Annotated in this window: 22 protein-coding genes and 1 pseudogene; 16 read left to right on the top strand and 7 right to left on the bottom strand. The window is 69.7% G+C overall.

All coding sequences use genetic code 11. From position 1 onward, the window contains the following. Positions 1-13: 13 nt before the first annotated feature. Entirely contained in the window at positions 14-916 is a 903-nt protein-coding gene (locus LRS04_RS27755) for an alpha/beta fold hydrolase (RefSeq protein ID WP_374575629.1), read from the top strand. Positions 917-937: 21 nt separating this feature from the next. On the opposite strand, the gene LRS04_RS08830 is transcribed toward LRS04_RS27755, so the two are convergent. Further along, positions 938-1,567 carry a glutathione S-transferase family protein gene (locus tag LRS04_RS08830; RefSeq protein ID WP_257816037.1) on the bottom strand — a complete coding sequence of 210 codons (630 nt, stop codon included), beginning with the start codon at positions 1,565-1,567 and terminating at the stop codon, positions 938-940. A gap of 77 nt (positions 1,568-1,644) precedes the next feature. Between LRS04_RS08830 and LRS04_RS08825 the strand changes: the two genes are divergently transcribed. After that, entirely contained in the window at positions 1,645-3,285 is a 1,641-nt protein-coding gene (locus LRS04_RS08825) for an acyl-CoA dehydrogenase family protein (protein WP_257816036.1), read from the top strand. Here the strand turns inward: LRS04_RS08825 and LRS04_RS08820 are convergent. The 3 genes from LRS04_RS08820 to LRS04_RS08810 form a co-directional block, all read right to left on the bottom strand. Next, complete coding sequence (locus tag LRS04_RS08820) at positions 3,282-3,917, bottom strand: TetR/AcrR family transcriptional regulator (RefSeq protein ID WP_257816035.1); 636 nt, start codon at positions 3,915-3,917, stop codon at positions 3,282-3,284. The genes LRS04_RS08825 and LRS04_RS08820 overlap by 4 nt on opposite strands. A gap of 31 nt (positions 3,918-3,948) precedes the next feature. Next, a complete protein-coding gene (locus tag LRS04_RS08815) occupies positions 3,949-4,161 on the bottom strand; it encodes a hypothetical protein (protein WP_257816034.1) in 213 nt (70 codons plus the stop codon). A gap of 122 nt (positions 4,162-4,283) precedes the next feature. Further along, positions 4,284-4,583 carry a TetR/AcrR family transcriptional regulator gene (locus tag LRS04_RS08810; protein WP_257816033.1) on the bottom strand — a complete coding sequence of 100 codons (300 nt, stop codon included), beginning with the start codon at positions 4,581-4,583 and terminating at the stop codon, positions 4,284-4,286. A gap of 422 nt (positions 4,584-5,005) precedes the next feature. On the opposite strand from LRS04_RS08810, the gene LRS04_RS08805 reads away from it, so the two are divergent. Together LRS04_RS08805 and LRS04_RS08800 are read left to right on the top strand one after the other, a co-directional pair. After that, entirely contained in the window at positions 5,006-5,203 is a 198-nt protein-coding gene (locus tag LRS04_RS08805) for a twin transmembrane helix small protein (RefSeq protein WP_257816032.1), read from the top strand. A gap of 16 nt (positions 5,204-5,219) precedes the next feature. Next, positions 5,220-5,790: pseudogene (locus LRS04_RS08800) on the top strand (cob(I)yrinic acid a,c-diamide adenosyltransferase). Here LRS04_RS08800 and LRS04_RS08795 read toward each other — a convergent pair. Further along, entirely contained in the window at positions 5,791-6,066 is a 276-nt protein-coding gene (locus tag LRS04_RS08795; protein ID WP_257816031.1) for a hypothetical protein, read from the bottom strand. Between the two features lie 147 nt (positions 6,067-6,213). Here LRS04_RS08795 and LRS04_RS08790 point away from each other — a divergent pair, with 147 nt between their 5' ends. Both LRS04_RS08790 and LRS04_RS08785 read left to right on the top strand, forming a co-directional pair. Further along, complete coding sequence (locus LRS04_RS08790) at positions 6,214-6,963, top strand: electron transfer flavoprotein subunit beta/FixA family protein (protein ID WP_257816030.1); 750 nt, start codon at positions 6,214-6,216, stop codon at positions 6,961-6,963. Beyond that, complete coding sequence (locus LRS04_RS08785; protein WP_257816029.1) at positions 6,963-7,907, top strand: electron transfer flavoprotein subunit alpha/FixB family protein; 945 nt, start codon at positions 6,963-6,965, stop codon at positions 7,905-7,907. Before LRS04_RS08790 ends, LRS04_RS08785 begins: the two co-directional genes overlap by 1 nt. Positions 7,908-8,143: 236 nt before the next feature. Here the strand turns inward: LRS04_RS08785 and LRS04_RS08780 are convergent, their stop codons facing one another. After that, complete coding sequence (locus LRS04_RS08780; protein WP_257816028.1) at positions 8,144-9,064, bottom strand: sulfotransferase domain-containing protein; 921 nt, start codon at positions 9,062-9,064, stop codon at positions 8,144-8,146. A gap of 354 nt (positions 9,065-9,418) precedes the next feature. After that, positions 9,419-9,871 (bottom strand): GFA family protein, encoded by a 453-nt coding sequence (locus LRS04_RS08775; RefSeq protein WP_257816027.1) that lies wholly within the window; start codon positions 9,869-9,871, stop codon positions 9,419-9,421. Between the two features lie 193 nt (positions 9,872-10,064). On the opposite strand from LRS04_RS08775, the gene LRS04_RS27750 reads away from it, so the two are divergent. The 10 genes from LRS04_RS27750 to proB all read left to right on the top strand — a co-directional run bounded on the left by LRS04_RS27750 (position 10,065) and on the right by proB (position 17,646). Further along, positions 10,065-10,334, top strand: a complete 270-nt coding sequence (locus LRS04_RS27750) for a hypothetical protein (RefSeq protein ID WP_374575585.1) — start codon at positions 10,065-10,067, stop codon at positions 10,332-10,334. Between the two features lie 4 nt (positions 10,335-10,338). Next, entirely contained in the window at positions 10,339-10,566 is a 228-nt protein-coding gene (locus LRS04_RS27745; protein ID WP_374575580.1) for a hypothetical protein, read from the top strand. 844 nt (positions 10,567-11,410) lie between these two features. Continuing rightward, positions 11,411-12,259, top strand: coding sequence for a hypothetical protein (locus tag LRS04_RS08765; protein WP_257816025.1), 849 nt, complete (start codon positions 11,411-11,413; stop codon positions 12,257-12,259). After that, positions 12,256-12,861 carry a hypothetical protein gene (locus LRS04_RS08760; RefSeq protein WP_257816024.1) on the top strand — a complete coding sequence of 202 codons (606 nt, stop codon included), beginning with the start codon at positions 12,256-12,258 and terminating at the stop codon, positions 12,859-12,861. The genes LRS04_RS08765 and LRS04_RS08760 overlap by 4 nt, the downstream gene beginning before the upstream one ends. 127 nt (positions 12,862-12,988) lie before the next feature. After that, complete coding sequence (rplU, locus tag LRS04_RS08755) at positions 12,989-13,615, top strand: 50S ribosomal protein L21 (protein WP_257816023.1); 627 nt, start codon at positions 12,989-12,991, stop codon at positions 13,613-13,615. Positions 13,616-13,651: 36 nt separating this feature from the next. Beyond that, on the top strand, positions 13,652-13,927 hold the full coding sequence (rpmA, locus tag LRS04_RS08750; RefSeq protein ID WP_257816022.1) for a 50S ribosomal protein L27: 276 nt from the start codon (positions 13,652-13,654) through the stop codon (positions 13,925-13,927). 131 nt (positions 13,928-14,058) lie between these two features. Continuing rightward, positions 14,059-14,592 carry a GNAT family N-acetyltransferase gene (locus LRS04_RS08745; RefSeq protein WP_257816021.1) on the top strand — a complete coding sequence of 178 codons (534 nt, stop codon included), beginning with the start codon at positions 14,059-14,061 and terminating at the stop codon, positions 14,590-14,592. A 284-nt stretch (positions 14,593-14,876) separates the two neighbouring features. Next, on the top strand, positions 14,877-15,455 hold the full coding sequence (locus tag LRS04_RS08740; protein WP_257816020.1) for a biotin transporter BioY: 579 nt from the start codon (positions 14,877-14,879) through the stop codon (positions 15,453-15,455). Then, positions 15,452-16,516, top strand: coding sequence for a GTPase ObgE (obgE, locus tag LRS04_RS08735; protein ID WP_257816019.1), 1,065 nt, complete (start codon positions 15,452-15,454; stop codon positions 16,514-16,516). Before LRS04_RS08740 ends, obgE begins: the two co-directional genes overlap by 4 nt. Then, positions 16,504-17,646, top strand: coding sequence for a glutamate 5-kinase (proB, locus tag LRS04_RS08730; RefSeq protein ID WP_257819046.1), 1,143 nt, complete (start codon positions 16,504-16,506; stop codon positions 17,644-17,646). Before obgE ends, proB begins: the two co-directional genes overlap by 13 nt. The last annotated feature ends 42 nt before the right edge of the window (positions 17,647-17,688 follow it).

The following is a 17,688-nucleotide window of genomic DNA, read 5'->3' as shown; positions in this document are numbered from 1 at the left end:
GGTTTCGGCGCCCATGGCCGAATTCACCACGCCCGACGGGGTCACCCTCGCCTACGACGACATCCAGCCGCCGGGTCCGCCCGAGCGCACCGTCCTGCTGCTGCACGGCTACACCTCGAACCGCAGCGAGGGCTGGCGGCGCACGGGTTGGTACGGCGCCTTCGAGCGCCGCGGCATGCGGGTGATCGGCCTTGACCAGCGCGGCCACGGGGAGAGCGCCAAGCTCTACGATCCCGCCGACTACACCCGCGCAAAGCTCGCCGCCGACGTGATCGCGCTCATGGACCATCTGGACGTCGGCCGGGTCGACCTGATCGGCTACTCCATGGGCACGCGCACGGCGACCGAGGCGGCGCTCCGGGCCCGACCGGGTCTCCAACCTCATCCTTGGCGGGGTCGGCGGCCGGCTCCTGCAGCCCTCCACCGACCGCGGATCGATCATGGCCGACGCCATGCTGGCCGAGGACCCAGAGACCATCGCTCACCCCTTCCTGCGCAGCTTCCGGCAGTTCGCCGACGAGCAGGGCGAGGACCGCCGCGCGCTCGCCGCCTTCGTCCAGGCCGAAAACCCGCCGCTGGACGTGGACGCCATGGCGACCCTGCCCATGCCGGTGCTGGTGGTGACCGGCGCCCGCGACGAGAGCGCCGGGGATCCCGAAGAGCTCGCGAGGGTATTCGCGCGGGGCAAGGGCGTCAGCCTGCCCGGCTGCGACCACTTCTCGGCGATCACCCACGGCTCGACGAAGGCGACGGTGTTCGACTTCCTCGACGGGCTGCTCGACGACGACTTCCCAGGGAGCTTCTAGGCCCTCTCCCTGCCCTCTCCCCTCTCCGCTTCGCGGGGGGAGGAGGCGATGGCCCGGCCTCGGAGCTCAACTCCTCTCCCCCGAGCGCAGCGAAGAGAGGGAGAGGGTAGGGAGAGGGCCTGGAGCCCGCCTCACCCCCGCGCGAACGAGTACGCCCCGCCGCGTTCCAGCGCCGCCTTGTAGGCCGGCCGGGCCTGGAAGCGCTCGACCCAGGCGGCGATGTTCGGGAACTGCCCCAGGCGCCCATAGACCCCGGCGATCTCGCCCACGAAGCTGAGGTTGATGTCGGCGCCGGTCAGCGCTTCGCCGAGGATCCAGTCGTGGCCCTCCAGAGAGTGGTCGATGTAGCCCAGGTGGTTCTCGATCTCGCTGTCGATGCGCGGCTTCAGCGGCGCGGCCGCCTCCCCGAGCCGCCCGGCGTAGAGCTGCAGCATCAGGGGCAGCATGGCCGAACCCTCGGCGTAGTGCAGCCACTGGAGGTAGGCCTCGTGCGCCCAGCTCCCGGCCGGCGGCGCGAGCCGGCCCTCGCCGTGGCGGCGGATGATGTAGTCGATGATCGCCCCGGACTCGTGGATCGTGTGGCCATCGTCGGTGATAACCGGGCTCTTGCCCAGCGGATGCACCGCCTTCAGCTCGGGCGGCGCGAGCCTCGTCGTCGCGTCACGCTCGTAGCGCCGCAGCTCATAGGCCAGGCCCAGCTCCTCCAGCAGCCACAGGATGCGCTGCGAACGCGAGTCGTTGAGGTGGTGGACGACGATCATCGGAGAGCCTCCCTGCGGCGAGGCGCCCAGAAACGCCGCTTCCCCTACGCAAGGCAAGCATCGCCTATAAGGAGCCCATGACTCTCGTCCTGCCCGACCTCCCCGCCCTGCTGGACCAGGCCGCCGCGGCCGCGGAGACTCATGTGGCCGCGCTCCGCGCCGCGGTCGGCGGCGTCGTCGCGCCGGGCGGCCGGCTGGACCGCGCGGCCCTCGACGCCGAGCAGCACGCCGCCCACGGCCTCGCCTGGTCCGCCGCCTATGCCGAGACTCTGCGCCAGACCGCCGCCTGGGCCCGCGACCTGGGTCCCGCCTTCGGCGAGTCCGAAGCCCTGCCGGCCCAGCTCCTGGCCTTCGAATATCTCAGCCAGCTTGCGGGCGGTCTGCCGATGAACCAGGGCGAGCTGTTCCGTCCGGGCGACCTCGGCGTCGACCCCGCCCGCCTCGCGCCCGCCATCGAGACCCTGCGCCCCGGGGCCGCCCAGGCCGTGAAGCTGCGCATCGTCGACCTGCTGGACGAGGCCCGCGGCCGGCCCTCGCTGGAGGCCAGCGGCCTCGACGAGACGCTCGAAGCCATCCGCCATCAGTTCGACGACTTCGCCGCCACGAGGATCGCGCCGCACGCCCACGGTTGGCACCTGCGCGACGAGCTGATCCCGCTCACCCTCTACCAGGAGCTCGCCGACCTCGGCGTCTTCGGCCTCACGGCGCCCGAGGACTGGGGCGGCTCAGGACTCGGCAAGACCGCCATGTGCGTGGTCTCCGAGGCCTTGTCGCGGGCCTGGATCGGAACCGGGTCGCTGGGCACCCGGTCCGAGATCGCCGCCGAGCTGATCATCGCCCACGGGACCGAGGATCAGAAGGCGCGCTTCCTGCCCGGCCTCTGCTCGGGCGCGATCATCCCCACCGCCGTCTTCACCGAGCCGGAGGCCGGCTCCGACCTCGGCTCGCTGCGCACCCGCGCCGTCCGCGACGGCGGCGTCTGGCGGGTCACCGGCGCCAAGACCTGGATCACCCACGCCGCCCGCGCCGACCTGATGACGCTGCTGGTCCGCACCGATCCGGCCTCGAAGGACCACCGCGGCCTCTCCATGTTCCTCGCCGAGAAGCCGCGCGGCACGGTCGCCGAGCCCTTCCCTGCCCCGGGCATGACCGGCGGCGAGATCCGGGTGATCGGCTACCGCGGCATGAAGGAATACGAGATCGGCTTCGACGGCTTCGCGGTCGACCACGCCAACCTCCTGGGGGGCCAGGAGGGCCAGGGCTTCGTCCAGCTCATGGCCACCTTCGAGAGCGCCCGCATCCAGACCGCCGCCCGGGCCATCGGCGTCGCCCAGAATGCCCTCGATCTCGCCGTCGACTATGCCCTGGCGCGGCGTCAGTTCGGCCAGCCGATCGCGGCCTTCCCGCGCGTCGCCAACAAGCTCGCGATGATGGCCGCCGAGATCCTGGGCGCCCGGCGCCTGGCCTGGTTCGCCGCCCGCGCCAAGGACGAGGGCCGCCGCTGCGACCTCGAGGCCGGCATGGCCAAGCTCACCGCCGCCCGCATCGCCTGGGCGGCCGCCGACAATGCGGTGCAGGTGCACGGCGGCACGGGCTTCGCCGAGGAGACCCCGGTCAGCCGGGTGCTGGCCGACGCGCGCATCCTCAACATCTTCGAAGGGGCCGGCGAGATCCAGGCGCAGGTCATCGCGCGGCGCCTGCTCGAGGCAGGAAACTAGCGGGGCCGAAATCCTTCCGAGACGAGGCCGATCTGGCGGTCCATCACCGCGATCAGCTCGTCGGCGCTGGCGTTCTTTCGCACCACCAGGCGGTAGGTCCAGGCATAGGCCGCCATCAGGAGGTCGATGATGTCCTGGTGGTCGGCGGCGGGATCCACATCGCCCTCGTCGACGCCCTTCTCAAGGCACTCGCGGATGATGTCCTGCAGCCTCGGCGTCATCCCGTAAGGCCGCGCGGCCGCCGACAGGGTCCAGTCGTAGGCGGCGGCGATGTGGGCCAGGAACAGGCGCAGCCGCTGGGCCTCGAACGAGAAGTGGATGGCGAACATGGTCCGCAGCCGGTCGGGCGTCGACCCCCGCAGGTGCGGCATCACCCGGTCCAGCTCGGCGTAGAGCGGCTCCAGGCGGTCCTGCATCACCTGGGAGAGGATATCCCCCTTGGACGCGAAGGTGGTGAACACGGAGCCCACCGAGACCCCGGCGTGGCGGGCGATCGCCCGGATCGTGGTCCCGTCGTAGCCCTCGGTCTCGAAGAGCTCACGCGCGGAGGCCACCACGCGGTTGCGGGTGGCCTCGCGCCGTGTGTGGCGGGCGCCTCCCAAAGCGCCCTCCGTCTCTGTGTCGGTCGTCATCGAAGGACCCCCCGGTCCCTGATTTCGTTGGTTAGCCGCGGCGGGCGCCGGCCAGCAGGATGCGGATCTGGTCGCGGGCCCGGGCCTGCAGGGCGTCGAGGCTCCAGCCGTGGAAGATCGCCTGCGGGAAGTTCGACAGATAGGCGTCCCAGAGCATCTGGGTGCGCAGCTTCACCTCGGCCTCCTGGCCGAGCTCGCCGCGGGTCACGCCGGCTTCGAGCTGTTCGGCGATCAGGTCGTGCATCGCCTGGACGCTCTGGGCGCTGCGCAGCGCCGGGCCGTCCTGCGGGGTCCAGGAGACGCTGAAGGCCGCGCGGGCCAGCGGCAGCTGGGTCTTGTAGAAGGCGTAGCCCGCCGAGAAGATCTTCAGCAGCGCGTCTTCGACCGTGCGGCCGCGGCCGGCGGCTTCGCCGCCTCCATGTCCGCGGTCATGATCTCGCGGAACAGGTCGGACTTGTCGGTGAAGTTGGCGAACACCGCGCCGGTAGACATGCCGGCGGCCGTCGCGATGTCGCGGATCGTGGCGCCTTCATAGCCCTGCTCGCTGAACAGCCGCCGCGCGGCGGCCAGTACCTTGGCGCGCGTCTGCTGCTTCGCCAGCGCGCGGCGGGTCGGCATCTTCACCTTGGTCTCGGCCGCGGGCTGGAGGGGGGAAACGTGCTTCATCTCTTAACCTTCTTGGCGCGGGGAGGCGCTCACTCTCGTTGCGTTTGCTTTCATCGACGGCCTGCGCCCCGGGGATCCGGGGGCCGCGCCGCCGGCGGCCGTCTCGCCTGGCCGCCGTCAGGTTCCGATGCGCCGCGGAGCGCCCGGGAATTCAACTTGAACACGTTCAATATCCCCGTTCCGCGATCCGGGATATACGACACAACTTTCGGAGGAAACCGGCGGCCGTGGGCGACCTGAGGTCGTAGCGCCGGCTGTTATCTAGATAATCCTTGCTCAGTGTGGCTGATTTGCGACCCAAGCCGCCGAATGCGGATCGTTGAACATGATCAATCCACAGACAGTCAAGCTGCAATTTCAACGTTCGGCGTAAACCACCGTTCTCGATGGCGGAACAGGCGGGCGCGGCCTAAATTGGGTTCATGGACCTGTTCGACATCCTCATCCCCGCGGCCCTGATCGCGGTCGCCGCGGTGCTGGCGCTCGGCATCTACGCCCTCTTCCGCGGGGGCGACTTCGGCCGTTCCTATTCGAACAAGCTGATGCGCCTCCGCGTCCTCGTGCAGGCCATCGCCATCGCCGTGCTGGTGGGCGCGGTCTGGTGGCGGGCGTCTCACTAGAGCCGGACTGCGACGCTTGGTCACCCTGAACCGCATCTACACCCGCACCGGCGACGCCGGCCGCACCCGGCTCTCCACCGGCGAGGCGGTCAGCAAGGCCGCGCCCCCGCGTCGCGGCCTATGGCGCGGTCGACGAGACCAACGCCTGCATCGGCCTGGCGCGCGTGCACACCGCCGAGGCGGCCGAGCTCGACGCCATGCTGGCCCGCATCCAGAACGAGCTGTTCGACCTGGGTGCCGACCTCTCCACCCCGCCGCGCGAGGACGAGGCGAACACGCTGCGCATGACCGACCGCCAGGTCGAGCGCCTGGAATCCGAGATCGACGGGATGAACGGCCTGCTGCCCGAGCTGAAGTCCTTCGTGCTGCCGGCCGGGACGCCCGCCGCCGCCGCCCTGCACCTGGCCCGCACGGTCTGCCGGCGCGCCGAGCGCCAGGCGGTGGCGCTGCTGGAGGCGGGCGAGCCCATCTCGGGGCCTGCGCTCCGCTACCTCAACCGGCTGTCGGATTTCCTGTTCGTCGCCGCCCGCTTCGCCAACGACCGCGGCGCGGCCGAGGTCTTCTGGCAGTCGGGCGCGACCCGCTGACTACTTCTGCGCCGGCGCCGCAGCTGGCGCCGGCGGCCGGCCGATCGCCTTCTTGGCCTCGGCCAGCGCCTTCTCGTCGGTGATCACCCGGCCGGTGATGTCCGACACCAGGATCGGGGTGGCGCAGACCCGCTCGGAATGGTCCCACCACTTGTGGGCCGCCGAGCACTTCTTCATCGGCATCACCCAGCCGACCTGCCAGACCGCCACGCCGATGCAGAGCACGGCGAAGACGCCCACGAAGATCAGCATCAGGCGGGGAATTCGGCTTTTCATGCGGTCTCTCTAAGACGGCGGACGGGGCATGGCTAGCGCGCTGTCCCGGCGGGAATGCGGCGCCTGCGAAGGGTTGCAAAGCGCGGCCAAACCGTTATCCCGCTCCCGACCCCTCATTTCCTCCAAGCAGATTTCGAGGCCTAGGCCATGAAGGTATTGGTCACCGTCAAGCGGGTGATTGATTACAACGTCAAGGCGCGTGTGAAGCCGGACCAGTCCGGCGTCGACCTCGCCAACGTCAAGATGTCCATGAACCCCTTCGACGAGATCGGTGTCGAAGAAGCTGTCCGCCTGAAGGAGAAGGGCGCCGCGACCGAGGTCGTCGCCGTGTCCGTCGGCCCGACCCAGGCGCAGGAGACGCTGCGCACGGCGCTCGCCATGGGCGCCGACCGCGCCATCCTCGTCCAGACCGACCAGGACCTCGAGCCGCTCGCCGTGGCCAAGGTGCTGAAGGCGATCGTCGCCGAGGAGAACCCCGACCTGGTGGTCATGGGCAAGCAGGCCATCGACGGCGACAACGCCGCCACCGGCCAGATGCTGGCCGCCCTGCTCGACTGGCCGCAGGCGACCTTCGCCTCGGAAATCGCCGTCTCCGGCGGCTCGGCCAAGGTCACCCGCGAGGTGGACGGCGGCCTGCAGACCCTGGAAGTGACGCTGCCGGCCGTGGTCACCGCCGACCTGCGGCTGAACGAGCCGCGCTACGCCAGCCTGCCGAACATCATGAAGGCCAAGAAGAAGGAGCTCGCGGTGAAGGAGCTCGGCTCCCTCGGCGTCGACACCGCCCCGCGCCTTAAGGTCGCCAAGGTCACCGAGCCGCCGAAGCGCGCCGGCGGCATCAAGGTCGAGACCGCCGCCGACCTGGTCATGAAGCTCAAGAACGAAGCGGGGGTCCTCTAATGGCCGTTCTCGTCATCGCCGACCACGACAACGCGACGCTGCGCGACGCGACCCACAAGACGGTCACCGCCGCCCAGAAGCTGTCCTCCGACGTGGACGTGCTGGTCGCCGGCAACGGCGCCAAGGCCGTGGCCGACGCCGCCGCCAAGATCGCCGGCGTGCGCAAGGTGCTGTTCGCCGAGAGCGCCGAGCTGGGCCAGGGCCTGGCCGAGGCCTTCGAGGCCCTGGTCGTCCCGCTGGCCGCCAACTACGACGCGATCCTGACCCCGGCCACCTCGCAGGGCCGCAACGTCGCCCCGCGGATCGCCGCCAAGCTCGACGTGGCCCCGATCTCCGACGTGGTGGACGTGGTCGACGCCTCGACCTTCGTGCGCCCGATCTACGCCGGCAACGCGCTGGAGACGGTGACGTCCTCCGACGCCAAGAAGGTGATCACCGTCCGTCCGACCGTCTTCAAGCCGGCGGCCGACGGCGGCTCGGCCTCGGTCGAGACGGTCTCCGCCCCGGCCGCGCCCGCCAAGGTGAAGTTCGTCGACCAGCAGATCGTCAAGTCGGCCCGCCCCGAGCTGGGCGGCGCCAAGATCGTGGTCTCCGGCGGCCGTGCGCTCGGCTCGGCCGAGGAGTTCCAGAAGGTCATCGAGCCGCTCGCCGACAAGCTCGGCGCGGCGGTCGGCGCCAGCCGCGCCGCGGTCGACGCGGGCTATGCCCCGAACGACTACCAGGTCGGCCAGACCGGCAAGGTCGTCGCCCCGGAGCTCTATGTGGCCGTCGGCATCTCCGGCGCCATCCAGCACCTCGCGGGCATGAAGGACTCCAAGGTGATCGTCGCGATCAACAAGGACCCCGACGCCCCGATCTTCCAGGTCGCCGACTACGGCCTGGTCGCCGACTACAAGGCCGCCATCCCCGAGCTGATGAGCGAGCTGACCAAGGTCGGGAAGTGACCGCGTGAGCTGGTCATCCCGGACGGCCGCAGGCCGATCCGGGATCCAGCTACGGCACGGAATCCAAAGGGCGGCCCCTCCCGGAGCCGCCCTTTTCTTTGCCCTCACCCTGCCCACTCCCTCTCTTCCCCCGGGCTTGCGCCGGTGTCGGGGAGAGGATTGGAGCTGAGAGGCCGAGCCATCCCCTCCTCTCCCCCGCGAAGCGGAGAGGGAGAGGGCAGGGAGAGGGCCCGCGGCTAGGCCGCCCGCTTCGCCGGCGCCATCTCGCCCGTCGCCAGCCAGCGGGCGCACTCCGGACCCAGGCGCTCCAGCGCCATCTTCTCGTAGTCCAGGCTGTCGCGGACGGTCAGCACGTCGCGCCAGGGGCCGTTGACGCCCTTGTTCATGAAGGTCCCGGCGCCGCCTTCCCACACCTGGCCGCCGAGCGGCGCGACCTTCTCGGCGTTGGCCTTCATCCAGTCGAAGGTGCAGTGCTCCACCGCCGCGGCCCAGCGGTCGGCGGGCAGGGAGACTTCGAGGAAGTCGGCGATGGCCCGCATCTCGCCTTCCAGGTCGCGCTTCAGGTCCTCGAAGTGCACCAGCTTCACGTTCGGCAGGTGGCGCACGTTCCACCAAGTCTCGATGTTCTCCCAGAACGACCAGAAGGGCGCCCCGTCGTTGTCGAGCCAGGTGCGGAAGTAGGACCTGGGGTCCGGATCGCAGGGCGGCAGCGGATCGCCCACCAGCCCCGGCGTCCCGTTGATCAGCTCGTAGGCGATCGGCAGGAAGTTCGCGTGGTGGTTCCACATGCTCATCATCACGTCGCGGCCGTCGCGGGCGACGTAGAGGTACCTGGCCTGGGTCGACAGGCTGAGCGCGTCGGCCGGCAGGTGGGTCTTCAGCACGCGCCGGTGCGGCTGGGCGATCACCATCTCGCGCACCTCCGGCGGGATGATCCGCATGTCCCACCAGGGCGAGATGTCGGCGATCCGCACGTCCGGGTCGCCGGCGAACAGGAGCTGGCCGACGATCTGCTGGGTCCAGGTCGTGCCGCTCTTGGCATAGGTGCCGACGACCACGTCGTCGCGGAACGGGAAGCCGTCCCAGGCGGTGGAATCCATGTGGTGGTTCATCAGCTCGCGCGTCTTGCGCGGCCGAAAGGCGTCGGCCTCCGGCATCATCCGGGTCTTCCTCTCTCGAGATGCGGTCGTCTGTTGGCGGCGGGCGAGAGGCCCGGCGCGAGGCGAACGCTGCTATCCGAACCCGTCCGCCGATCCAATCAGCGCCTTCGCCGAACCGCTCTGCAGCTTTGCAGCACGCCCCGCGCGGAGCTTCGCCGCCGGAGGCCGAGGCATATGGGCGAGCTTCGCCGGGACGGCTGTGACGGAGGTCACCTTCGTCGCCCTCTCCCTACCCTCTCCCTCTCTTCCCCCGGCGTGCGCCGGGGTCGGGGGAGAGGAGTTTGGCTGCGAGATCGGTGCTTCACCTCCTCTCCCCCCGCGCAGCGGAGAGGGAGAAGGTAGGGAGAGGGCCTACTGAGCCTGGTGCTCCGCCACCAGCCCCTGCCACTGATCCATTTCCGGGAACTTCTCGAAGCTCTTCACCGCCGGGGTCTTCGCCCAGGGCAGGGCCTCGGTGGTGTAGGTCTCCATCCACGGCGTGAACCAGGAGGCGTCGTCCAGCAGGGTCGCGCGCACGTTCACCAGCCACGCCGCCCCCGGCGGCTCGGTGAACATCCAGCTCATGCAGTGGGCGCAGAACCGGTGCATCGGCGGCTCGCGCAGGCCGCCCGCCACCGTCTCGCCGGCGATCACCTCGAACCCGTCCGCCGGGACCATCACCGACAGCGAATAGGCGCTGGCCGTCATCCGCTGGCAGCCCGTGCAGTGACAGGCCATGGTCATCAACGGCGCGCCCGTGATCCGGAACCGCACCTGCCCGCAGCGGCACCCGCCCTCGATCGGCAGCGGCATGGTCGTCGGCATGGCGGTCTCTCCTTCCAGGGTGGCGTCAGAAGCGGACGCCGGCCGGGCGCCTGAGGTCAAGTTCTCTTAGGCGGATCGGCGGGGTCGGCCGCACAATCGGGGGCATGGTCGCCTACACGCCCGCGCTTGCCGCCCACCTCTGCGCCCGCGTCCGCCGGGGGAGTCGCTGCGCACGCTCTGCGCTGACCCCGACATGCCCGCCCGCCGCAACGTCCAGATATGGCGACACCGATATCCGACCTTCGCCCTGCGCCTCGAGCGCGCCCGCCAGCTCGGCGGTTTCGGCGGTCGCGGCCGGCCGTCCAGCTACGACCCGGCTCGCGCCGAGCGCCTGCTCGAACGGATCGTGGCCGGCGAAGCCCCTGCAGAACATCTGCCGCGAGCCCGGCCTGCCGGACATCTCCACCGTCTACTATTGGCGCCGCCTCCACCCGGAGTTCGCCCGGGCGCTGGCCATCGCTAGGCGCATGCAGCGCGAGCTGATCGTCGAGGAAGGCTGGGAAATCGCCGAGGCTGCGACCCGCGAGACCGCCCGCGCCGTCGCCCGCCGGCTCAAGCACCTGCGCTGGCGCGTCGCCATGCTCTACCCCACCAAGTACGACAGCGACGCCGACCTCGTGATCCCCGACCCCGAACCCCTGCGCCTGAGACGCGACCGCTCCTCTCCCCCCGCGCAGCGGAGAGGGAGAGGGTAGGGAGAGGGCCGGGAACCGCACGGCGCCATCCCCCAACTGTCATCCCGGTTTCGGCGCAGCCGAAGACCGGGATCCATGAGCGCAGGCGTCCGTAGCGGGCGCAGCGCCGACACCGGGCCTCCTCTCCCCCCGCGCAGCGGAGAGGGAGAGGGTAGGGTGAGGGCCGGGAACCGCACGGCGCCATCCCCCAACTGTCATCCCGGTTTCGGCGCAGCCGAAGACCGGGATCAATGAGCGCAGGCGTCCGTAGCGGGCGCAGCGCCGACACCGGACCTCCTCTCCCCCCGCGCAGCGGAGAGGGAGAGGGTGGGGTGAGGGCCGGCTCGTGCGAGCGATCCGCACCGGATGAGAGTCCAAGGGCCCTCGGGCTCGCCTCCGGCGGTGGCAGAGAGGTCCCAGCCGGCCCTCACCCTGCCCTCTCCCGCGCCTGCGGCGCGGGCGAGGAGGAGCCGGCGCGAGCCCAGCATCCCCCGGATGCCGCCCGTCCTTAAGTCCATGGTCGGATGCGAGCCTGCCTCAGGCGGTTGGTCAAGGACCGGCCTCCGGCCGGCCGCTCCGCGGCGCGCAGCGCGCGTCCTTGAGCAACCGCCTGAGGCAGGCAGACTGGCTGCCATGGATTTAAGGCTCAGGTTCGCTCAGGGGTAGCGAGCAAGCGAAATGGACAGGCAAGACCTCCCCCGAGACGCTTTCGCCTCAACGGCGAGGGCAACCGCGATTGTCTTGCGTCGGAACTTTCTTCGAGGATAGGTTGCGAAAGTAGAACTGTACAGGTTTCGGGGGGATACGCGTGCCGAGTGGTACAGGCCTCGTTCTGTGTCGCTATGCCATTGAGCATGAAGACTCGATGGTCCGCTGGAGCGACCAGCTTCGACTCTTAACAGAACTCCGAGACGCGCCGCCGATTGCTTACCGCAAGCGCGACCCTGGTCCGGAAGATTACGATACTTACCTGATGCGCCCAGCCGCCCTTGAGATCGAGGGCTATTATTGCATCACGTTGGACGTCGTAAGGGATATTCGGTTTCGGGAGGTGCTTACGGCCGATCGAGACGCTCAGACCGTTCGAGCTTCCTTCGAAGCCACGGACGAAGTTGAACTCGCACACATCGTCATGGTGCCAGAACTCGGCGTACTCGCGGTCGAAGATCGTACCGGCGAAGGCAGACTGGCGGGCAGTTCGGCGGCCCATCGCCTCCAGGCCATGGTCGAGACGCGGCGTGGCTTTGCAATGCAGGTGACACAAGCGGGCGGACCACACGACCTGCAGCTTGCCATCCGAACTTGGGAACTTGAGCAGTTCAGCTTTCAAGCTCGACCGTTTAATCCTCACCCTTCCACGCCCGGCGAAATGCTGTCGGATATGATGGCGCAGGACGACATCGGCGTTATGCGCGGCGTGGCTAAGCCGAAGGACGGAAGACACATCAAGCCAGAGTCCGATGGTCTGGTCCAAGAGACGCTCGGCTTAGCCGAAAAGGGATACGCCACCTACGGGCTCAAGGGGCGGACCCCTAGCGGAGCTGAGGCAGTGGTCGACAAGCCTCCGTTCAGCCATGATCGACAGAAGAACCTCGAGCGGCTCAACGGGCCCCAGAAGCTCCGCATCTACGTAGAAGCCGACACACAGGAGGAGCAGGACCGAAAGGCGGTACGAGTGCTTATCGAATTTTTCGTCCCTATCTTACAGGCATGAAGCTCGCTGAGCCCAGCACACTTCCACGCGGCGCGCGGCGTTTCGTAGCCTATTGGCTGCAAGACACTGCATACCGTTTCCATAAGCATGGCTTTCGCACGCTCATACCTGTGAGGACCATCGTCTGCGTAGCGATCGGGGCAGCGGTCGGCATGCACGCAAACAAGGTGACGCTGGCAGATACGCAAACAATGGTGGCTGTCTACGCTGCCGTCTTCACTGTGAACGCCATTCTGCTTGCGATTTGCTGGGGTGCCTTTAGCAAGATGTTCGACATCTTGTCTGACCAGGATTTCGGCGCTTGGTTGCGCCGGAGGCGGATGGACGGTTACTACAGTTTCTATATCGAATTTATCCAGCTCATGCAGATGCTTGCAGTCGCGACTGCGGCTGTAGCTCTGATTTTGTCTCTACTGGCTGGTATACCTGAATGGGCCCTTCACGCTGCACTCGCGGCAGTCGCGACCACGTCTTCGTACGCGGCATGGTGGGCGTCGGGTTGTGTGCACATAATGCAGGACTTGGGTGACAGCCGCTCTGCATACCTGGATCGCCGCGACGAAGTACATGAGATGCGACCCCAGCAAGGTCGTGAGGCGTAAATCACTCCCACCCCCCGCGTTGACTCTCCGCCGTTCCCGCGTATAAGTCCGCCCCTCTCGCCCGCGGGGCTTCCTGCGGGCGCAATCCGTTTTGCACACACACTATAAGTACGAAGGCGCGCGAACGATGTACGCGGTGATCAAGAGCGGCGGCAAGCAGTACCGGGTCCAGCCCGGCGACGTGCTGGTCGTCGAAAAGCTCGACGGCGAGCCGGGCGCGAACGTGTCCTTCGGCGACGTCCTGATGCTGGGCGACGGCGACGCCGTGACCCTGGGCGCGCCCCTCGTGGCCGGCGCCTCGGTCGCCGCGACCCTGATCGAGACCCGCAAGGGCGAGAAGGTGAAGATCTTCAAGAAGATCCGTCGCCAGGGCTACCGCCGCACCCGCGGCCACCGCCAGCACGAGACCGTGCTCCGCGTCACCGCCATCAACGGCGAAGGCGGCAAGGAAGCGGCGAAGTGGGACGGCACGGTCGACCTGACCACCAAGGCCGAGCTGAACGCCCGCTCGCGCAACCTGGCCTTCCAGGCCCCGGTCGCGGCGGAAGCCGCCCCCGCCAAGAAGGCCGCCGCGCCGAAGGCGAAGGCCGCGTCCACCAAGGAAGCCGCCAAGGCCGCCCAGGTGAACGCCCCGGTGGAAACCGAAGCCAAGGCCGCGCCGAAGAAGGCCGCCGCCCCGAAGGCTGAAGGTGAAGCCAAGAAGCCGGCCGCCAAGAAGGCCGCCGCCAAGAAGGACACGGGCGCCGCCGAGTAATCGGACCGGCAGCCCTCAAGAGAGTAGGAGAGCACTATGGCTCACAAAAAATCCGGCGGCTCCTCGCGCAACGGTCGTGACTCGGCCGGCCAGCGCCTCGGCGTGAAGAAGTTCGGCGGCGAAGCTGTGCTCGCCGGCAACATCCTCGTGCGTCAGCGCGGCACCAAGTTCTGGCCGGGCCAGAACGTGGGCATGGGCAAGGACCACACCCTCTTCGCCACCGTGACCGGCGCCGTGAAGTTCATCACCAAGCGCAACGACCGCACCTATGTGACGGTGGTCCCGGCGACCGAGGTGATGGCGGCCGAATAGGCGGAACCACCTTTCTCCGGTTCCGCCCTCTCCGAAGATGGCGGACCGGACAGACGAACCTAGCGGGGAGTCCGGTCAGCCGGGCTCCCCGCTTTCGTTTTGGGCCCCGAAAAGTGGGCCGGGAGGTAGACATGTGCGCCATTGAAGTGACCCCCGTCGTCTCGACGGAACGGCTGGTCCTGCGCGGGCCGGTGCGGAGCGACGCCGACGCCCTCGTGGCCCTGGCCGGCGACTTCAACGTGGCGGGCATGACCGCCAACCTGCCCCATCCCTACGCCGCATCCGACGCCGAGGCCTTCCTCGACCGGATGGCCCGCCAGGACTTCGTCCGCGACGCCACCTTCTCCGTCGAGCACCGGCACTTCGGCCTGGTGGGGATGCTGGGCTTCCGCACCCAGGCGAACGGCCGGCCGAACCTCGGCTACTGGCTGGGCCGCCCCTACTGGAACCGCGGCTACGCCACGGAAGCCGTGCGCGGGGCGCTGGCGTGGGTGAAGCGCGACTGGCGGGCCAAGGTCGTCGAGGCGGCCCACTTCACCGACAACCCGGCCTCCGGCCAGGTGCTGGTGAAGGCGGGCTTCCTCTACACCGGCGACATCGAACGCCAGCCCTGCCTCGCCCGCGGCGAAGACGTCCCCGCCCGCCGGATGGTCTGGCTGGCCTGAGCTTCAACCGAGGGGCCGCGCAAGCGGCTCCTCCCCAATCTTGGAACCACAGAAGGACACAGAAAACACAGAGGGAGGCTCCGGCCCGCAGTCGGAGCGATGGCTGTCGGGAGATCGCGCGCCGGAGGCGCGCAAACCTCGCCAATCCCGAGTTCTCGGGACGGCCCGCCTTCTGTGTATTTCTATGTTTTCTGTGGTTTGAAAAAAATCGGCGGGCCGGCCAGCCCTTCCGTGTGGTCCGTGTATTCCGTGGTTCTTCTCTTTCTGTGGTATCCGCCTCACCCATGACGACGACGCCTGCCGATCCGCTGGTCCGCCAGCCGCCGCTCGCGCGCCTGATCGCGGGCCGCGGGCAGCTGTGGCGCGTGCCCGTGGTGCTGGGCGGGGCGGCGGTGATGGCGCTGGCCTCCCAGGTGTCGATCCCCCTCGGCCCCGTGCCGCTGACCCTGCAGACCTTCGCCCTGTTCTCGCTGGCGGGCCTCTCCGGCATGCGGCTCGCCCTGCAGATCGTCGTGGTCTGGATGCTGGCCGGCATCGTCGGCCTGCCGGTGTTCGCCGGCGGCGAGGCGGGGCCGGAGACGGTCATGGGACCCACCGCCGGCTTCCTGCTGGGCATGCTGCTGGCCGCCCCGCTCACCGGCCGCACGGCCGAGCGGACGACCGCCTGGCCGAAGCTCGCCGGCGCCTTCCTCCTGGGCCACGCCCTCATCCTGCTGCTGGGCTGGGCCTGGCTCGCCACCCTGGCCGGCGTCGGCCGCGCCTTCGCCGAGGGCGTCCTGCCCTTCATCCCCGGCGCCCTCCTCAAGTCCTTCGCGGCGGCCCTTCTCGTCTGGGCCGTCCGCCGCAGAGTCCCCACGTCATGAAGTTCCTCGACCAGGTCAAAGTCTACATCCGCTCCGGCAACGGGGGCGGCGGCGCCGTGTCCTTCCGGCGCGAGAAGTACATCGAGTACGGCGGCCCCGACGGCGGCGACGGCGGCCGCGGCGGCGACGTCTGGATCGAGGCGGTGGAGGGGCTGAACACCCTGATCGACTACCGCTACCAGCAGCACTTCAAGGCCGAGACCGGCGTGCACGGCATGGGCCGCAACCGCCACGGCGCGGCCGGCGCCGACGTGGTGCTGAAGGTGCCGGTGGGCACCCAGGTGCTCGACGAGGACAAGCAGGAAATCCTGTACGACCTCGACCAGCCCGGCATGCGCATCCGCCTGCTGAAAGGCGGCAACGGCGGGTTCGGCAACACCCACTTCAAGGGCCCGATCAACCAGGCCCCGAAGTTCGCCAACCCCGGCCAGGAGGGCGAGGAGAAGGCGATCTGGCTGAGGCTGAAGCTGATCGCCGACGTGGGCCTGGTCGGCCTTCCGAACGCCGGCAAGTCGACCTTCCTGGCCGCCTCCTCGGCCGCCAAGCCGAAGATCGCCGACTATCCCTTCACGACGCTGGCCCCCAACCTCGGCATGGTCGACCTCTCCGCCGGCGAGCGCTTCGTCCTGGCCGACATCCCCGGCCTGATCGAGGGCGCTCATGAAGGGGTGGGCATCGGCACCCGCTTCCTCGGCCACGTGGAGCGCACCGCCGTCCTGATCCACCTTGTGGACGGGACCCAGGAGAACCTCGGGGAGGCCTGGCGGATCGTCCGCCATGAGCTGGAAGCCTATGGCGAGGAGCTGGCCGACAAGCCGGAGATCCTGGCGCTCAACAAGATCGACGCGCTCTCCGAAGAGGAACGGGAGGCCAAGGCCGCGGAGCTGGAGGCCGCCGCCGGCGTGAAGCCCCGGCTGGTCTCCGGCTACACCGGCGAGAACGTCACCGAGCTGCTGCGCGAGGCGTGGAAGCTGGTCCGCCAGCGCCGCGGCGAGATCGTCCCCGACGAGGAGGACGAGGATCACGCCGAGCCGCCCACCGAGGGGGGCTGGCAGCCTTGAGCCCGCTCGCCGCCGCCCGCCGCATCGTCGTCAAGGTCGGCTCCGCCCTGCTGGTGGGCGAGGACGGCGCCGACGCGCGCTGGCTGGCGGCCTTCGCCGCCGACGTGGCCCGCCTGCGCGAGCGGGGCCAGCAGGTGCTGGTGGTCTCCTCCGGCGCCGTGGCGCTCGGCCGCCGCCGCCTCGGGCTCTCCCGCCGGGCGCTCACGCTCCCCGAGAAGCAGGCCTCGGCCGCCGCCGGCCAGTCCCTGCTGATGCGCGCCTGGGAGGAGGCCTTCGAGCCCCACGGCCTGGGCTGCGCCCAGGTCCTGATGACCCGCGACGACACCGAGGTCCGCCGCCGCTGGCTGAACGCCCGGGCCACCGTCGACACCCTGCTGCAGCTCGGCGTCATCCCGATCGTCAACGAGAACGACACCGTGGTGACCGAGGAGATCCGGGTCGGCGACAACGACCGCCTGTCGGCGCGCGTCGCCCAGATGGCCGGCGCCGACGTGCTGGTGCTGCTCTCCGACGTGGACGGCCTCTACACCGCCGACCCGCGGCGCGACCCGGCGGCGCAGCACATCCCCCGCCTCGACCGCATCACGCCGGAGGTCGAAGCCATGGCCGGCGGGGCGAACGCCGACGCCGGCGTCGGCACCGGCGGCATGGCCACCAAGCTGGAGGCCGCGCGCATCGCCGCCGCCGCCGGCTGCGCCACCCTGATCACGCTCGGCCACCGGCCCTCGCCGCTGTGGGCCGTGGAGCACGGCGAGAAGGCCACCGTCATCGCGCCGGCGACGACCCCCGCGGCCGCCTACAAGGCCTGGATCGCCGGCTCGCTCTCCCCGGCCGGGGCCCTGGTGGTCGACGACGGCGCGGCCGCGGCGGTCCGCAAGGGCAAGAGCCTGCTGGCCGCCGGCGTCCGGAAGGTCGAAGGCCGCTTCGACAAGGGCGACGCCGTGGTGATCCGCGACGAACAGGGCCGCGAGATCGCCCGCGGCCTCGTCCGCTACGAAGCCCCCGACGCGCGGCGGATCTGCGGCCTGAAGAGCGAGGCCATCGAGGCGGCGCTGGGCTACACTTCCGGCCCGCTGGTCCACGCCGACGACCTCGCCCTGGCGCACGGCGGGCCCGCCGTCCTGACCTGAGGCGGCGCGCCGCACGCCGCGCTGGTATGGTTCGTGCGATAA

The organism is Phenylobacterium sp. J367 (assembly GCF_024699985.1).
Classification (GTDB): domain Bacteria; phylum Pseudomonadota; class Alphaproteobacteria; order Caulobacterales; family Caulobacteraceae; genus Phenylobacterium.
The sequence above is the reverse complement of the archived record's forward strand: the minus strand, read 5'-3'. Positions and strand labels throughout refer to the sequence as shown.

What these genes read in the sequence shown, in the direction of transcription:
- LRS04_RS27755 (WP_374575629.1), top strand. Translation starts at nt 14, where the DNA reads ATGGCCGAATTCACCACGCCCGACGGGGTCACCCTCGCCTACGACGAC.
- LRS04_RS08830 (WP_257816037.1), bottom strand. Translation starts at nt 1,567, where the DNA reads ATGATCGTCGTCCACCACCTCAACGACTCGCGTTCGCAGCGCATCCTG.
- LRS04_RS08825 (WP_257816036.1), top strand. Translation starts at nt 1,645, where the DNA reads ATGACTCTCGTCCTGCCCGACCTCCCCGCCCTGCTGGACCAGGCCGCC.
- LRS04_RS08820 (WP_257816035.1), bottom strand. Translation starts at nt 3,917, where the DNA reads ATGACGACCGACACAGAGACGGAGGGCGCTTTGGGAGGCGCCCGCCAC.
- LRS04_RS08815 (WP_257816034.1), bottom strand. Translation starts at nt 4,161, where the DNA reads ATGCACGACCTGATCGCCGAACAGCTCGAAGCCGGCGTGACCCGCGGC.
- LRS04_RS08810 (WP_257816033.1), bottom strand. Translation starts at nt 4,583, where the DNA reads ATGAAGCACGTTTCCCCCCTCCAGCCCGCGGCCGAGACCAAGGTGAAG.
- LRS04_RS08805 (WP_257816032.1), top strand. Translation starts at nt 5,006, where the DNA reads ATGGACCTGTTCGACATCCTCATCCCCGCGGCCCTGATCGCGGTCGCC.
- LRS04_RS08795 (WP_257816031.1), bottom strand. Translation starts at nt 6,066, where the DNA reads ATGAAAAGCCGAATTCCCCGCCTGATGCTGATCTTCGTGGGCGTCTTC.
- LRS04_RS08790 (WP_257816030.1), top strand. Translation starts at nt 6,214, where the DNA reads ATGAAGGTATTGGTCACCGTCAAGCGGGTGATTGATTACAACGTCAAG.
- LRS04_RS08785 (WP_257816029.1), top strand. Translation starts at nt 6,963, where the DNA reads ATGGCCGTTCTCGTCATCGCCGACCACGACAACGCGACGCTGCGCGAC.
- LRS04_RS08780 (WP_257816028.1), bottom strand. Translation starts at nt 9,064, where the DNA reads ATGCCGGAGGCCGACGCCTTTCGGCCGCGCAAGACGCGCGAGCTGATG.
- LRS04_RS08775 (WP_257816027.1), bottom strand. Translation starts at nt 9,871, where the DNA reads ATGCCGACGACCATGCCGCTGCCGATCGAGGGCGGGTGCCGCTGCGGG.
- LRS04_RS27750 (WP_374575585.1), top strand. Translation starts at nt 10,065, where the DNA reads ATGCCCGCCCGCCGCAACGTCCAGATATGGCGACACCGATATCCGACC.
- LRS04_RS27745 (WP_374575580.1), top strand. Translation starts at nt 10,339, where the DNA reads ATGCAGCGCGAGCTGATCGTCGAGGAAGGCTGGGAAATCGCCGAGGCT.
- LRS04_RS08765 (WP_257816025.1), top strand. Translation starts at nt 11,411, where the DNA reads ATGGTCCGCTGGAGCGACCAGCTTCGACTCTTAACAGAACTCCGAGAC.
- LRS04_RS08760 (WP_257816024.1), top strand. Translation starts at nt 12,256, where the DNA reads ATGAAGCTCGCTGAGCCCAGCACACTTCCACGCGGCGCGCGGCGTTTC.
- rplU (WP_257816023.1), top strand. Translation starts at nt 12,989, where the DNA reads ATGTACGCGGTGATCAAGAGCGGCGGCAAGCAGTACCGGGTCCAGCCC.
- rpmA (WP_257816022.1), top strand. Translation starts at nt 13,652, where the DNA reads ATGGCTCACAAAAAATCCGGCGGCTCCTCGCGCAACGGTCGTGACTCG.
- LRS04_RS08745 (WP_257816021.1), top strand. Translation starts at nt 14,059, where the DNA reads ATGTGCGCCATTGAAGTGACCCCCGTCGTCTCGACGGAACGGCTGGTC.
- LRS04_RS08740 (WP_257816020.1), top strand. Translation starts at nt 14,877, where the DNA reads ATGACGACGACGCCTGCCGATCCGCTGGTCCGCCAGCCGCCGCTCGCG.
- obgE (WP_257816019.1), top strand. Translation starts at nt 15,452, where the DNA reads ATGAAGTTCCTCGACCAGGTCAAAGTCTACATCCGCTCCGGCAACGGG.